Here is a 14397-nt window from a genome sequence, read left to right on the forward strand (position 1 = left end):
CGGCGGGGCAGGCGACGGGAAAGGGGCAGGATGACGCGAAGCGCATCGGCGGCGGATGTCGCCCGGCTCGCAGGCGTCTCGGGTCAGACCGTGTCCCGCGTCGCGAACGGATCGGCGCGCGTGGATCCCTCGACCCGCGCCCGGGTGGAGGCGGCCATGGCCGCGCTCGGCTACCGACCCAATCGCGCCGCACGCGCCCTGCGCACGGGCCGCACCCGCACGATCGGCGTGCTCGTGCGCACGCTCGCATCGGTCGGCAGCGCCCGGGCGCTGGAGGCCGTGGTCGCCGCCGGGGCGGAGCACGACCACGCCGTGCTCGTCGTGACTCTCGCCGACGACACCCTCGACGCCGCCGCGCGGGCCTTCGCGGCTCTGGACGACCACGGCGTCGACGGCGCGATCGCCCTGAACGAGGCGAGCCCCAGCGTGCGCGCGGCCGAGGCGCCGGGGTTCCCGCTCGTCGCGATCGACGCGGCGCCGGGCCCCGGCCTCGCGGTCATCGCGTCCGACCATGCCGGGGGAGCCGCGGCCGCCGTCGCGCACCTGCGCTCCGCGGGACACGCCACCGTGCACCACCTCGCCGGCCCGGCCGGATCCTACGCGGCCGACGAGCGCGAGCGCGGATGGCGCCGCGGGCTGGCGGATTCGCCCGCTCCCGAGCCCGCCCGCGGCGACTGGAGCGCGCAGTCGGGTTTCGACCGCGGGCGCGAACTGGCGGCCGACCGCTCCGTCACCGCCGTGTTCGCGGCGAACGACCAGATGGCGCTCGGGCTGCTGCGCGCGCTGCGCGAGGACGGCCGCGATGATGTGGCCGTGGTGGGCTTCGACGATGTGATCGACGCGGCGCACTTCCTGCCGCCGCTCACCACGGTCGCCCAGGACTTCGGGGCGCTCGGCGCCGGCGCCGTCACGCTGCTGCTCGACCTCGTCGAGGGCCGGCAGCCTCCGGAGCGCACCCTCGTACCGACCCGGCTCGTGGTGCGTCAGAGCGGCTGAGACGCCCGACGACGACGTCCGCGACCACACTCCCGAGGCTCCGACAACGCGCGGAGCGCCCTGCGCATCCGGGCGTTCCTCAGGCGCCTCCGTAGAATCGAGAGGATCCGAGGTCTGTGGCTCCGCCGTGCCGACCCGCGATCAGAGCGCACTATGACTTCGACGCACCTCACCCGGGGCCGGGCCGCCCACAGCAGGCGGCGCCACCTCGCCCCTCTCCCCGCTGCGGCGTTCGCTGTGCTCGTCGGCCTGTCGTGCGCTGGGCCGGTGCACGCGGCGGTCGATGGGCAGGACGCTGCCCAGCTCACCGTGGCGGCCGCGTCCCAGGGCGTGCTGCGCCCCGGGCTTCCGCTGACCACGACCGTGACGATCGAGAACGCGTCCAGCGCGCCGCTCGACGGCGGCACCGCTGTGCTCGAGATCGCCCGCACCCCGCTCGCCGACCGCGAGGCGCTGCGGTCCTGGCTGCGGGGCGAGGGCGACGACATCTCCTTCACCGTCATCGGCACCGGATCCGGAGACGACGTCGCCCCGGGACAGACCGACACCGTCGGCATCACGGTCGATGGCGACCACGCGGTGATCGCCGACCTTGATCCGGGCGTCTATCCCCTGCGAGCGCGCTTCGGCCAGACGTCGGCCACGAGTGTCGTGGTGGTGTCCGACGAGGCGCAGCCGGTGGGCCTCGTGGTGCCCATCACGACCACGGTGCCGGTGGGCGGCATGCTCGACGCCGAGCGGCTCGAGGCGCTCACGGCTCCGGATGGCGCACTGACGGCGCAGCTGGCCGCCGTCGGCTCCGACGCCATCCTCGCCGTCGATCCGGCCATCCCCGCTGCGATCCGCGCGCTCGGCGAGCGCGCCCCCCAGTCCGCAAGGGAATGGCTCGATCGGCTGATGATCCTTCCCAACGACCGTTTCGCCCTGCAGTTCGGCGACGCCGACGTCGCGGCCCAGCTGCAGGCGGGGCTCCCGAAGCCCATGCGGCCGCTCTCGCTCGCGGGATACCTCGCCCCTGAGGCCGAGCCGCAGCCGTCGACCTCCCCGTCACCCTCGCCGACAGTCGCGGACGCCGGCGAGAAGGACGCCGAGGTCGCCCTCGAAGATCTGCTGGACATCGGTGACGCCGCCCAGTCGGTGTACTGGCCTCTGCCCGGCTCCGCGGTGGAGTCCGTGATCGACGGCCTCCACGCAGCGGACGACGAGGCGTTCACGCTCACCCCCTCGGACGCGACCGAGCAGGGCGCCGATGGATCGGCCGTCGCCGCGGCGGGGACGACCGGCGGTGGGGCGGGCGTGCTGGTGTACGACGCGGGCGCGTCCGCTGCACTGGCCGAGGTCGCCCGAACGCGTGACGAGGTCGATCGCACGGCCGCCGCCGCGGAGGCGAGCGCCGAGCTGTGGCTCGCCGGCCAGGAAGCCGGCGACGCGCCGCTGCTGGTGGCGCTCCCGCGCGGGGCCGGAGCGGGCACCTCCCAGGACGGCACCGGGCAGGATGGCACCGGGCAGGATGGCACCGGGCAGGATGGCGGCGACGTCACACCCGGCGGCTCGGACGACGGCGGATCGGCCACCGGCGATGTCGCTCCGACCGAGACCACACCCAGCGGCACCCCCGAGGCGACCCCCTCCGCGGAGGCCGAGGAAGACATCCCGGTGATCGAGGACACCATGCCCGATCTCGAGGCGCAGCTCACGGCCGCGATCGACGTCGTGGGGCTGAGCTCGGCCGTCGAGCCGCAGGACCTCGACGACCTGGTCGCCGCGGAGCAGGAGCGCGTGACGCCGCTCGACACCCCGGCCGACGCCTCGCGCGCGGCGTTCGTCACCGAGGTCGGCGCCGCCGAAGAGGATGTCGCGGTCACCGCCACGACGCTCGAAGACCCGGAGGTGCTGTCGGGTCTCGTGCGCGCAGAGGCGCTGCAGGTGCTCGCGGTCGGATGGGACGGCCGGCGCGCCGCGTGGGAGGACGCCGTGGTCACGTTCCGCGAGCGCACGCGCGGGCGCGCCGACGCCGTGGGCATCCAGCCTCCGACGCCCGTGCAGCTGCTCAGCGCGGGCGCGTCCCTGCCCGTGTGGATTCGCAACGACCTGCCGTATCCCGTGACGGTCACGCTGCGCACGCAGCCGACCGACCCGCGACTCGATGTCGCCGACGAGCTCACGGTGACCGCCGGTGCCCGCAGCAGCACGGCCGTGCAGGTGCCGGTCGAGGCGCGTGTCGGAAGCGGCGAGGTCGACATCGACCTCACTCTCGTCAGTCCGACCGGCGAGCTGATCGGCGCACCGCAGACGGTCGAGGTGACCGTCCGGGCGGATTGGGAGCGCATCGGCCTGGTCGTGCTGGTCGTGCTCGTCGTCGGCCTGATCGGCACCGGCATCGTGCGCACGATCCGTCGCCGGCGCCGCGGGGCCGCGTCCGCCGAGCCGCCGGGGCCCGAAGATCAGACACCGGATGCCGCGAGCGCGGATCCCGACGGACAGCCGGCCGGCCCTGCCGCCCGGGAAGCCGCCGGCGAGAGTGCCTCCGGCCAGAGAGCTGCCGGCGAGGAGAAGGACGCGGATGCATAGTCTCGGTCGGGCCAGCGCGATGATCGCCGCGGGCACCCTGGTGTCGCGCGTGACAGGGCTCATCCGGTCGATCGTGCTGGTCGCCGCGATCGGCGCGTACGGGCACGCCTCGGATGCGTTCACCATCGCGAACCAGCTGCCGAACTACGTCTTCCAGGTGCTGTCGGCGGGCCTCATCACCGCCGTCCTCGTGCCGCAGATCGTGAAGTGGAGCAGCCGCGACGACGGCGGCCGCGAGCACCTCTCCAAGCTGTTCACGCTCGGGGCGGTGGTGCTCTTCGCGGTCACGGCGGTCGCCATGGCGGTCGCCCCGTGGCTGGTGGCCCTCTTCGGCGCCGAGTTCACCGACGACCAGCTCGCTCTCGGCACCGCGTTCGCGTACTGGTGCCTGCCGCAGGTGTTCTTCTACGGCATGTTCGCCCTGATCGGCGAGACGCTCAACGCCCGCCGCGTCTTCGGGCCGTACGCGTGGGCGCCGATCGTCAACAACGTGGTCTCGATCGTGGGCTTCGGCCTCTTCATCGTCGCGTTCGGCGGTGAGCGCAGCGAGGTGGGGCAGTGGGATCCGGCGATGATCGCCGTGCTCGGCGGCGTGGCGACGTTCGGCATCGTCGCCCAGACCGTGCTGCTTCTCGTGTTCTGGCGCCGGACGGGGCTCAGTCTGCGCCCCGACTTCGGCTGGCGCGGCATGGGCCTGGGCGACATCCGCTCGCTCGCCGGATGGAGCTTCGCCATGCTCGTCGTGGGCCTCGTGGTCTCGACCGTGCAGCAGCGGGTGATCTCGGCGGCTTCCGGCGACGACGCATCCGCCACCGTCTGGTTCACGGCCTGGCTGGTGTTCATGCTGCCGTACTCGGTGATCGTGATGTCGATCGGCACCCCGTACTTCACACAGCTCTCCGAGCACGCCTCCGCCGGGCGCGACGACGAGGTGCGCGCCGACATCGGCCGCAGCGTGCGCACGCTCGGCCTGCTCGTCGTGATCGCCGCGGTCGCGCTGATCGCGGCGTCCGTGCCCGCGGCCCGCATCTTCACCGCGAGCGACACCGAAGCCGCCGCCGCGGCGCCCGTGCTGATCGGGTTCCTGGTGAGCCTCGTCCCCCTGGCCGTGCAGTTCATCGTGCAGCGCACGTTCTACGCCTATGGCGACACCCGCACGCCGTTCCTGTTCACGGTGTTCCAGGCCGCGATCGCCATCGGCCTCGCGGTGCTGATGCCGCTCGTCGTCGCCCCCGACCACCTCGCGGCGGCCGTCGCCGTCTGCCAGTCGATCTCGAGCCTCGCCCAGGTGATCCTGGCGTCGTGGCTGCTGCGCCGCCGGCTCGGGCCGCTCGGCATGGGCGAATCGCTGTGGGCCCTCACGCGCTTCACGCTCGCGGCGATCCCCGCCGGCGCCGCGGCGTTCGGCGTCTACCTCGTGAGCGGGGGAGCGAACGGATGGATGGCGGCCGCCGACGTCACCGGCATCGCAGGCCGCCTGCTGGGCGCGGTCGGCACCGGTGTGGTGGGCGGCGTCGCGCTCGTGGTCTACGTGCTCGTCCTCGCGCTCTTCCGCGCCCCGGAGCTGCGCACAACGGGCACCCTGGTGCGCCGCCTCCTCGGCCGCTGAGGCCGAACCGCCGACGGGATGGGGCGCGAAGCCCTCGCACCCCGCGAGGCTGTTCGTCAAGCCTCTGTCGGCGGCTGTTTCGCCCGTGGTGTCCTGCTATTCCGCGGCACACAGCACGCGGAGAGAGCGGGGCATCGTGAGTAGTACAACGAGGCGAACGAACGGCTTCGCCGAGACACCTGTCCAGAAGGCGGCGCTGGTCTACGGCATCGTGTTCCTCATCGTCGGGCTGGGTGGTTTCATCCCGGGGCTGACGTCGAACATCGAGAGTCTGCAGTTCGCGGGCCACACGTCTGAGGCCATGCTGCTGGGCATCTTCCAGGTATCGATCCTGCACAACATCGTGCACCTGCTGTACGGCGTGGTCGGCCTCATGGCGGCGCGCGCGTTCGGCTTCTCGCGCCAGTACCTGATCTGGGGCGGTGCGGTGTACGCCGTGCTCTGGCTGTACGGCCTGTTCGTGCCGCACGACAGCGGCGCAAACTTCGTGCCGCTGAACACGGCCGACAACTGGCTGCACTTCGTGCTCGCCGTCACCATGATCGGACTCGGCATCCTGCTGGGACGCGGCGGCGCGCGCGACGCGGCGTACGACTGACGACGCAAGTCCTGCGCCAGAGCCTGATCACACGCGCGGCCTATTCCATAGACGCTAATCTATGGAATAGGCCGCGCGTAGCATGTGTTGAGGCAGTCGGAACCTAGGAGGCGCTCGTGCGACAGCTCATCATCATCGGATCCGGTCCCGCCGGCTACACCGCCGCGATCTACGCGGCCCGTGCCAACCTGAACCCGCTGGTCGTCGCCAGCTCGGTCGAGGTGGGCGGTGAGCTGATGAACACCACCGAGGTCGAGAACTTCCCCGGCTTCCCCGAGGGCATCATGGGGCCCGACCTGATGGCCAAGATGCAGGAGCAGGCCGAGAAGTTCGGCGCCGAGATCGCCTACGACGACGTGACCGCGCTCGACCTCGCGGGCGACGTCAAGAAGGTCACGCTCGGCAGCGGCAAGGTCGAGGAGGCCGAGGCCGTGATCTTCGCCACCGGCTCGGCCTACCGCAAGCTCGGCCTCGACGGCGAGGACCGCCTCTCGGGCTACGGCGTCTCGTGGTGCGCCACGTGCGACGGCTTCTTCTTCCGCGAGAAGACCATCGCCGTGGTGGGCGGCGGCGACTCAGCGATGGAGGAGGCGACCTTCCTGACGAAGTTCGCCTCGAAGGTCTACGTGATCCACCGCCGCGACACCCTCAAGGCCTCGAAGATCATGCAGGATCGCGCCCTGGCCAACGACAAGATCGAGTTCGTCTGGAACGCCGAGGTCGCCGACATCCTGGGAGAAGGCGCGCTGACCGGCGTGACCCTCCGCGACACGGTCACGGGGGAGACCCGCGAGCTCGCGGTCGAGGGCCTGTTCATCGCGATCGGCAACGACCCGCGCACGCACCTTGTGCACGACCAGCTCCAGCTCACGGAAGACGGCACCATCTGGGTCGACGGCCGCTCGTCGCGCACCTCGGTCGCCGGCGTCTTCGCCGCGGGCGACGTCATCGACCCGAGCTACCGCCAGGCCGTCACGGCCGCCGCCAGCGGCACCGTCGCGGCGCTCGACGCCGAGCACTACCTCGCGGCGCGTGGCGACGCGGGCCAGCCGGCCCCCTCCGAGGACCAGCTGGTCGAGACCCCGGCCTGACCCGGGCCCGACCCGGGAACATCCGAGCCCCGCTTCGCGTTCACGCGAGCAGAGATCCTTCACGACAGGAGACGCATATGACCGCCAAGGCCACCACTTCGGCCACGTTCGAGCAGGACGTGCTCAACGCCGAGGGCCCCGTGCTCGTCGACTTCTGGGCCGCGTGGTGCGGCCCATGTCGCATGGTCGCACCGGTTCTCGACGAGATCCAGGCCGAGAACCCCGACAAGATCACGATCCTCAAGCTCAACGTCGACGAGAACCCGGATCTGGCCATGAAGTACCAGATCACCTCGATCCCGGCGATGAAGGTCTTCAAGGACGGCGAGGTCGCCACCACGATCATCGGCGCCAAGCCGAAGTTCGCGCTCGAGCAGGACCTGGCCGAGTTCCTGAAGTAAACCGAGCTCTTCGCGACGGATCCCCCTGGCACCGCCGGGGGGATCCGTCGTTTCACCGCGGATCAGGCGAGATCGGTGCCCCGCCGAGACGCCTGCTCGGCGCGCTGCCACTCGGTGTGCGCCTTGAGCGCGTGCAGCACCGCCAGCCGCACGACCCAGTACAGGGCGAAGCCGACCACGGCGAGGGCCACGGCCCAGGTGAGCAGCAGGATGACGAGGTGCGTGCCGGCGATCATGGCCCCACCTTAGTGACGGGCTCTCAGGGGCCGTCGATGACGCGCACGACCGCGTCCCAGCGGCGGTGGGTGTTCTCCTGACCCACCAGGCGCCAGACGGCGCGAGTGAGCTCCGGATACTCCTGCGCGATGAGGCGAAGCAGGCGCTGGTTGCGCGCCGCGGTGGGCCGCAGACCGCCGTCGGCCTCGATGTGCTCGGCGCGCAGGGTGAAGACCACCAGCTCGTCGATCGTGGGCAGATCCTCCATGAAGTCCCACGGGTCCTCGCCGCCGCGCAGGCGCTCGTTGATGAGCGCCGCGAGCTCATCCGCCGCCTCCGCGCGCAGCACCTCGACGCTCGCGCGCCGGCGGGGGAGAGGGGTGGGATCGCTCACCCATCAAGGCTACGCGCGCCTGCCTGAACGGGCTCCGGATGGGCGAGATCCGGCCAGCCGGCGTGAGGGCACATGTCCGGCGTGAGGGCACATCCATCCGCATGGGGTCTCACGGGATGGATGCGCCCTCACGACCGACCTCGGGTCTCAGAACGGGTAGCGCTCCACCTGGCTCTGCATGGTGATCCACTGCGTCTCGGTGAACGTGTCGAGGTTCGCCTGCGGCCCGCCGAACCGGCCGCCGACGCCCGACGCCTTCGCCCCGCCGAACGGGATCACGGCCTCGTCGTCGACCGTGGCGTCGTTGATGTGCACGGCACCCGACTCGATGCGATCGCACAGCTCATACGCCGCGTAGGGGTTGCCCGTGATGATCGAGACAGACAGGCCGTACTCCGAGGCGTTGATGATGTCGATGGCCTCGTCGATGTCGTCGTAGATCTGCACGGGCGCCACGGGGCCGAAGATCTCCTCGGTCCACGCCGGGTTGTCGCCCGCCACGTCCGTCAGCACGGTCGGGCGGTAGTACAGGCCGTCGTACTCGCCACCCGCCGCGAGCGTCGCGCCGTTCTCCACGGCGGCGGTGACGTAGCCGTGCACGCGATCGCGCTGCTTCTCGTCGATGATCGGCCCCAGCGGCAGGCCCTCGGTCGGGTCGCCCACCGGGATGCCCTTGGCCTTCTCGGCCAGCGCGGCGACGTACTCGTCGGCGATCGAGCGGTGCACGAGATGACGTCCCGTAGTCATGCAGATCTGCCCCTGGTGCAGGAACGAGCCCCAGGCGCCGACCGAGGCGGCGGCCTGCACGTCGGCGTCGGGCAGCACGAGCATGGCGTTGTTGCCGCCCAGCTCCAGGTGCACGCGCTTGAGCAGCGGCGCCGCGGCCTCGCCGATGCGGCGCCCGGCGGGCGTCGAGCCGGTGAACGAGATGCACGGCACCTCGGGGTGGGTCACGAGGGCCGCACCGAGGTCGCCGCCGCCGGGCAGCACGTGCAGCACGCCTTGCGGCAGCCCCGCATCCTCGAACAGCGCCGCGAGCGCGAGGCCGCCCGAGATGGAGGTGCGGGGGTCGGGCTTCAGGATGACGGCGTTGCCGACCGCGAGCGCGGGCGCCACAGAACGCATCGCGAGGATCGCGGGGAAGTTGAAGGGCGAGATCACACCGACGACGCCGAGCGGCACGCGGCGTGCGATCGATGTGCGGTCCTTCACGCTGCGCAGCAGCTCGCCATAGGGGTGCGACGCGAGAGCCGCGGCCTCCTGCAGCTCGCTGACGACAAGTCCGACCTCGAAGCCCGCCTTGCCCTGACCCGACCCGCTCTCCGGCACGAGCACGTCCGCCAGACGGCCCGGGTCGGCGGCGAGCAGCTGCGAGGCCTTGAGCATGACGGCCGCCCGCGCGGCGTAGGGCAGCTTGGCCCAGGCCTTCTGCGCGGTGCGCGCCGACGCCACCGCCCGCTCGAGGTCATCCGCTCCGGCCTGGGCGATCGAGCCGACCGTCTGGCCGGATCCCGGAGCGGTGACGGTGAGCGTGCCGCCTGAGCCGGCGCGCCAGCCGTCCGAGTAGAGCGACTCGTGCCACACGGGCGTCTGCATCTGAATGGTCATGTCATCTTCCGTTCTTCATCGAGGGAGGCGCTAGACGACATTCTCCCGCCCGTGGCGCCGAAGGCGGCGAGCCGGCGCACAGCGCGGGTCACGGTGGCAGGAGGAAGGGCCGACGGCTGTCTGCCATCGGCCCTTCCCGCGCCGTGGATCAGTGGTTGCGGAGCTTGTCGATCAGCTCGTCCTTCTTGAGCTTCGAGGTCCCTTCGATGCCCAGCTCCTTCGCGCGGTCGCGGAGCTCGTCGACGGTGCGGTCCTCGTAGTTCTCGGCGTTGCCGCCTCGCTCGCCCACCTCGTCGCGGCCGTCGCGCGCTGCGGCGTTGGCGATGCGGGCGGCTTTCTCCTTGGAGTTGCCCTCGTCGCGCAGCTTCTCGTAGAGCTTCTCGTCCTTGATGCTGTTGTTGGGCATCTCAGAACCCCTTTCCGCCCGTCACGGGCAGGATGGCGCCCGACGTATAGGTGGCCTCATCGCTCGCCAGGTAGACGTAGGCCCCCGCGAGCTCGACGGGCTGGCCCGCTCGTCCGAGCGGCGTGTCCTGACCGAACTCCTTTACCTTGTCGGCCGGGAATCCCGTCGCCGGGATCAGGGGCGTCCAGATCGGCCCGGGCGCGACGCCGTTCACGCGGATGCCCTTCTCGCCCAGCTCCTGGGCCAGCGCCTGAGTGAACGCCACGAGAGCCGCCTTGGTCATGGCGTAGTCGAGCAGCCCTGGGTTCGGGTTCGACGCCTGGATGGACGTGGTGACGATGATGGATGCTCCGGGCGACATATGAGGCACCGCCTCGCGGGCCAGCACCATCGGCGCGATGAGGTTCGTGTGGAACGTGCGCTCGACCTCCGACACCGCCAGCTGGTCCACGCCCTCCCGCTGGCGCTGATATGCCGCGTTGGGAATGAGGATGTCGATGCCGCCGAGCTCTTCCCGCGCCGCCGCGACCACGTCGATGCAGGCCTGCTCGTCGGTCAGATCGGCCGGAAGCAGCACGCAGGTGCGGCCCGCCTCACGGACGAACCGCTCGGTCTCCTGCGCGTCCTGCTCCTCCTCGGGCAGATAGACGATCGCGACGTCGGCGCCTTCACGCGCGTAGGCGATGGCCACCGCCCGGCCGATGCCCGAGTCGCCGCCCGTGATCAGCGCCTTGCGTCCCTCGAGTCGGCCTCGACCCACCCAGTTGTTCTCGCCGTGATCGGGCGTCGGCTCCATCGCGCCGGTGAGACCGGGCTGGTCAGGCTGCTCCTGCTCCGGGAACGAGCCCGACGGCTCACGCGGATCGTCCTGGTTCTGGGTGTCGGTCACGGCAACCTCCTTCGCGTGGAAAACTGTGCTCCACACGCTACGGAGGCGGTCGAACGGCGCCCAGGGTCTTGACGCTCGTGGGGGAGTGACCTAGGGGCCGCACCCGTTCAGTTGCCGTACCCCTCTTCGCCCAGCTCCGTGAGGATCCGGTTCAGGTCCTGGATCGTCGCGAAGTCGATCTTGATCTGCCCCTTGCGCGACGTCAGATCGATCTTGACCTTGGTGTTGAGACGGTCGCCGAGGCGCTCCGACACATCGTTGAGGAAGGCGCGGCGCGCTCCCGGCTGCGGCTTGGGAGCTCTCGGTCCTGCCTCCGACGCGACGCTCTTCGCGGCACTCTCGGCGGCACGCACAGAGAGGTCCTCGTTGACGATCTTGTCCGAGAGGCGCTGCATCGCCTCGGCGTCGTCGAGAGACAGGATGGCGCGCGCATGCCCCGCGCTCAGCACGCCGGCCGCGACGCGCTGCTGCACCGGCACCGGCAGACGCAGCAGCCGGATGGTATTGCTGATCTGCGGTCGTGACCGGCCCAGTCGTCTCGCCAGCTCATCCTGAGTGATGCCGAAGTCGTCGAGCAACTGCTGGTAGGCAGAGGCCTCCTCCAGCGGGTTGAGCTGCGAGCGATGCAGGTTCTCGAGCAGCGCGTCACGCAGCAGGTCCTCGTCGGAGGTGTCGCGAACGATGGCCGGGATCTCTGCCAGTCCGGCTTCGCGCGACGCGCGCGTCCGGCGCTCGCCCATGATGAGCTCGTACTGCCCGTCGCCCTTGTCGCGAACGACGACGGGCTGGAGTACGCCGAACTCGCGCACGCTGTGAACGAGCTCCGCGAGGTCCTCGGGGTCGAAGTGCGTGCGTGGCTGGCGCGGGTTCGGCACGATGCGATGCGGGTCGATGTGCACCAGCCGGGCACCGGGAACCGCGACCAGGTCATCCGCCGACTCCGATGCAACCGGCACCGGCTTGTCGTCGGCCTCGGTCTTCGCGATCGGCCCACCGGGGAAGAAGACGTCGACCGGCCGCGCCTCAGTCGACTCCGCCGTGGGGATCAGCGCACCGATCCCACGTCCCAGGCCTGTCCTCTTCGCCATCAGGATTCCTCTTCCTTCTCACTGCCGTGTCCCCGCCGCACGATCTCCACCGCCGCCTCGCGATACGCGATCGCGCCGGCGGAGTTGCCGTCGTAAGCGATGACGGTCTGCCCGAAGCTGGGTGCCTCGGAAATGCGCACTGACCTGGGAATCATCGTCCCCAGTACCTCATCCTTGAAGTGGGTCCGCACTTCCTCCGCGACCTGCTGCGAGAGCTTGGTGCGGCCGTCGTACATGGTCAGCAGAATGGTCGAGAGGCGCAGTCGCGAGTTCAGATGCTTCTGAATCATCTTGACGTTGCCGAGCAGCTGACTCAGTCCCTCGAGCGCGTAGTACTCGCACTGAATCGGAAGGAAAACCTCCTCCGCGGCGGTGAAGGCATTGATCGTCAGCAGTCCCAGCGAAGGCGGGCAGTCGATCAGGATGAAGTCGAGTGCCTGTTCCTGTTCCCGCACGAAGTCGTCGATCGCGGTCTTGAGGCGCTGCTCTCGCGCGACCTGCGTCACGAGCTCGATCTCCGCCCCAGCCAGATGGATATTGCTCGGCGCACAGAACAGCGTCTCTGACTCCGGGCTCGTCTGGACCACGTCAGAGAGCGGGAAGCCGTCGATCAGCACGTCGTAGATGCTCGGTGTGTCTGCATTGTGAGGGATGCCGAGTGCGGTGGAGGCGTTGCCCTGCGGATCGAGATCGATGACGAGCACCCGTCCGCCGAGAGACGCCAGGGCGGCGGCGATGTTGACCGTCGTCGTGGTTTTACCGACCCCGCCCTTCTGGTTCGAGATCGTCATGACGCGCGTGCGCCCGGGGAACTCCACGCTCACCGACTCGAGCGCGCGGCGCCGAGCGGAAAGGTCAGCGAGTTCACGAGCGAGAGGGGTGTCGTCGGGGAGTGCGAACGACGCCGCCTTCTCGGACTGTTTCACGTGAAACACTTTCCCTTCGCGAGCGGATCAACTCTCCCACTCTAACCGCCGCTGCCGACATTTCCGGCGATGACTCTCAGGCGCGGCGGACGGACGGGATTCGTGAAGAGGCCAGGACACGCGCTCAGGCGAGCGTTTCACGTGAAACGAGCACGCCGGCCGGCGCGCCCCAGCGTCGCCCCGCTGTCGTCCGGAGGCGGCCGACCGCTCGCGCACCGGCGACGAGCCGCGCGCGGGCGAGCTGGCCGCGGCACGCCCAGTCACACGCCAGGACGTCAGAATTCACCCGGGCGACAAGGAAGCTCGGGTCCCAGCCGCCGCGGCCGGAGCATCGCGTCGCCGTGTTTCACGTGAAACGCCGGGATTCAGACGACCAGGCGCAGCGCGCGCGACCGCACTTCCACCTGCACGGGGAGTGTCCCTAGCCATTCGCCGTCACCGTACACGGGCGGAGCAGCCTCCCGCGGCCCACCCGACGCGATGTGAACCATCCGTGCCGGTACGCACCGCAGCCGCTTCGACCTCAGATGCCGACCGACCACCAGTAGCGGAAACAGCCGCGCGGCGGTGAGACGCCCAACGTCCTGAGCGACGACGACGTCGGCGTAGCCGTCGTCGAGCTCGGCGCGGGGAGCGATCCGGATGCCACCGCCGAGCGTCGCGGCGTTGGCCACCGTCATCAAGGCACCGCGCTGCTTCCACGTCACGCTCCGGTCGACGCCAGCATCGCCCACCCTCATCCCGGGGAACTGCTCCATCTCCGCACGCTGCGGGGGAGCGAGGGCCACACCCTCCATGCGTACTCGGTACGACCACGACCGGTAGCGCAGGATCTCCAGAAGGGCCGCCACAACATAGCGGAGCGGGCCGTGCGGCCAACGCATCCGGTTCGCGCGTGCGTTCACCGCCGCGTCCAGCCCCGCAGAGACTGAACCGGCCACCCACTGCGCAGTACTGCCATTCAGCCCGGCTCCCGTCACTCGCAGGAGGTCGACCTCGCGGGCGGAAGCGCCACTCGTCAAGGCAGCCACCAGCGCCTCGATCGCTCGATCGGTCCGGAGTGGGATGCCCGCGCACGCCGCGAAGTCGTTGCCCGTACCCACCGGCACTATTCCGAGCGGAATGCCCGTCTGGGCAACCGACTGAATGCCGAGGTGAACGATGCCATCGCCGCCCACGACGACCAGCGCGCCGAGGCCCGCGTGCACCGCACAGTCGACGGTGATGTGCATCTCCGCAAGACCGGTGGCCGAGAGTTCGATCACCTGCTGCCCGGCCGCACGAAGAGCGCGGGCGAGTTCGGTGCCCACGGTCGATGCGGTCCCCTTGCCCGCCGTTGGGCTCACCGCGATCCCGATGAGCATCGCGTCGTCCTGCACACTGACAACGCTACCGCTGGCCGATGTTTCACGTGAAACGGGCCAGGGGGAGTACAGCCCACGCCAGGGTCGATTTTGTGTCACTAGTCAGCGCCCGCTCCCGGGCCGCGCCTAACGCAAGGCCCGGCGTCGCAGCCAGCGCCAGCGGTTGCGGCCCGTCGCAGTGTCGTCCGGGGTCCCGGGCACGCGTATGTTTCACGTGAAACGGCGCGACGACGACGTGAT

General features: G+C 70.4%; 14 protein-coding genes. 6 read left to right on the top strand and 8 right to left on the bottom strand.

The window, feature by feature from the left end; translation table 11 throughout:
- Positions 1-30: 30 nt before the first annotated feature.
- The 6 genes from ABTW64_RS07005 to trxA all read left to right on the top strand — a co-directional run bounded on the left by ABTW64_RS07005 (position 31) and on the right by trxA (position 7266).
- Positions 31-996: a LacI family DNA-binding transcriptional regulator gene (locus tag ABTW64_RS07005; RefSeq protein WP_350620697.1), complete on the top strand. Its 966-nt coding sequence runs from the start codon at positions 31-33 to the stop codon at positions 994-996.
- A gap of 153 nt (positions 997-1149) precedes the next feature.
- The gene (locus tag ABTW64_RS07010; RefSeq protein ID WP_350620699.1) at positions 1150-3567 is read left to right on the top strand and encodes a DUF6049 family protein; all 2418 of its coding nucleotides are present in this window, start codon (positions 1150-1152) and stop codon (positions 3565-3567) included.
- Positions 3560-5176: a murein biosynthesis integral membrane protein MurJ gene (gene murJ, locus ABTW64_RS07015; protein ID WP_350620701.1), complete on the top strand. Its 1617-nt coding sequence runs from the start codon at positions 3560-3562 to the stop codon at positions 5174-5176. Before ABTW64_RS07010 ends, murJ begins: the two co-directional genes overlap by 8 nt.
- 136 nt (positions 5177-5312) lie before the next feature.
- Positions 5313-5774, top strand: coding sequence for a DUF4383 domain-containing protein (locus ABTW64_RS07020; protein ID WP_502892308.1), 462 nt, complete (start codon positions 5313-5315; stop codon positions 5772-5774).
- A gap of 116 nt (positions 5775-5890) precedes the next feature.
- Entirely contained in the window at positions 5891-6865 is a 975-nt protein-coding gene (gene trxB, locus ABTW64_RS07025; RefSeq protein WP_350620703.1) for a thioredoxin-disulfide reductase, read from the top strand.
- 77 nt (positions 6866-6942) lie between these two features.
- Positions 6943-7266, top strand: a complete 324-nt coding sequence (gene trxA / locus ABTW64_RS07030) for a thioredoxin (protein ID WP_350620705.1) — start codon at positions 6943-6945, stop codon at positions 7264-7266.
- Positions 7267-7328: 62 nt separating this feature from the next.
- Here the strand turns inward: trxA and ABTW64_RS07035 are convergent, their stop codons facing one another.
- The 8 genes from ABTW64_RS07035 to ABTW64_RS07070 all read right to left on the bottom strand — a co-directional run bounded on the left by ABTW64_RS07035 (position 7329) and on the right by ABTW64_RS07070 (position 14172).
- Positions 7329-7502: a hypothetical protein gene (locus ABTW64_RS07035; RefSeq protein WP_350620707.1), complete on the bottom strand. Its 174-nt coding sequence runs from the start codon at positions 7500-7502 to the stop codon at positions 7329-7331.
- A 23-nt stretch (positions 7503-7525) separates the two neighbouring features.
- Positions 7526-7876 carry a tryptophan synthase subunit alpha gene (locus ABTW64_RS07040; protein ID WP_350620709.1) on the bottom strand — a complete coding sequence of 117 codons (351 nt, stop codon included), beginning with the start codon at positions 7874-7876 and terminating at the stop codon, positions 7526-7528.
- Positions 7877-8023: 147 nt separating this feature from the next.
- A complete protein-coding gene (locus tag ABTW64_RS07045; RefSeq protein ID WP_350620711.1) occupies positions 8024-9484 on the bottom strand; it encodes an aldehyde dehydrogenase family protein in 1461 nt (486 codons plus the stop codon).
- A 148-nt stretch (positions 9485-9632) separates the two neighbouring features.
- On the bottom strand, positions 9633-9890 hold the full coding sequence (locus ABTW64_RS07050; RefSeq protein ID WP_350620713.1) for a DUF7218 family protein: 258 nt from the start codon (positions 9888-9890) through the stop codon (positions 9633-9635).
- A gap of 1 nt (position 9891) precedes the next feature.
- Positions 9892-10779, bottom strand: a complete 888-nt coding sequence (locus tag ABTW64_RS07055; RefSeq protein WP_350620715.1) for an SDR family oxidoreductase — start codon at positions 10777-10779, stop codon at positions 9892-9894.
- A 107-nt stretch (positions 10780-10886) separates the two neighbouring features.
- Positions 10887-11867 (bottom strand): ParB/RepB/Spo0J family partition protein, encoded by a 981-nt coding sequence (locus tag ABTW64_RS07060; RefSeq protein WP_350620717.1) that lies wholly within the window; start codon positions 11865-11867, stop codon positions 10887-10889.
- A complete protein-coding gene (locus tag ABTW64_RS07065; RefSeq protein WP_350620719.1) occupies positions 11867-12793 on the bottom strand; it encodes a ParA family protein in 927 nt (308 codons plus the stop codon). Before ABTW64_RS07065 ends, ABTW64_RS07060 begins: the two co-directional genes overlap by 1 nt.
- Positions 12794-13158: 365 nt before the next feature.
- Positions 13159-14172: a diacylglycerol/lipid kinase family protein gene (locus tag ABTW64_RS07070; protein WP_350620721.1), complete on the bottom strand. Its 1014-nt coding sequence runs from the start codon at positions 14170-14172 to the stop codon at positions 13159-13161.
- Positions 14173-14397 lie beyond the last annotated feature (225 nt).

This window comes from Microbacterium sp. NPDC096154 (genome assembly GCF_040302945.1).
Taxonomy (GTDB): Bacteria; Actinomycetota; Actinomycetes; order Actinomycetales; family Microbacteriaceae; genus Microbacterium.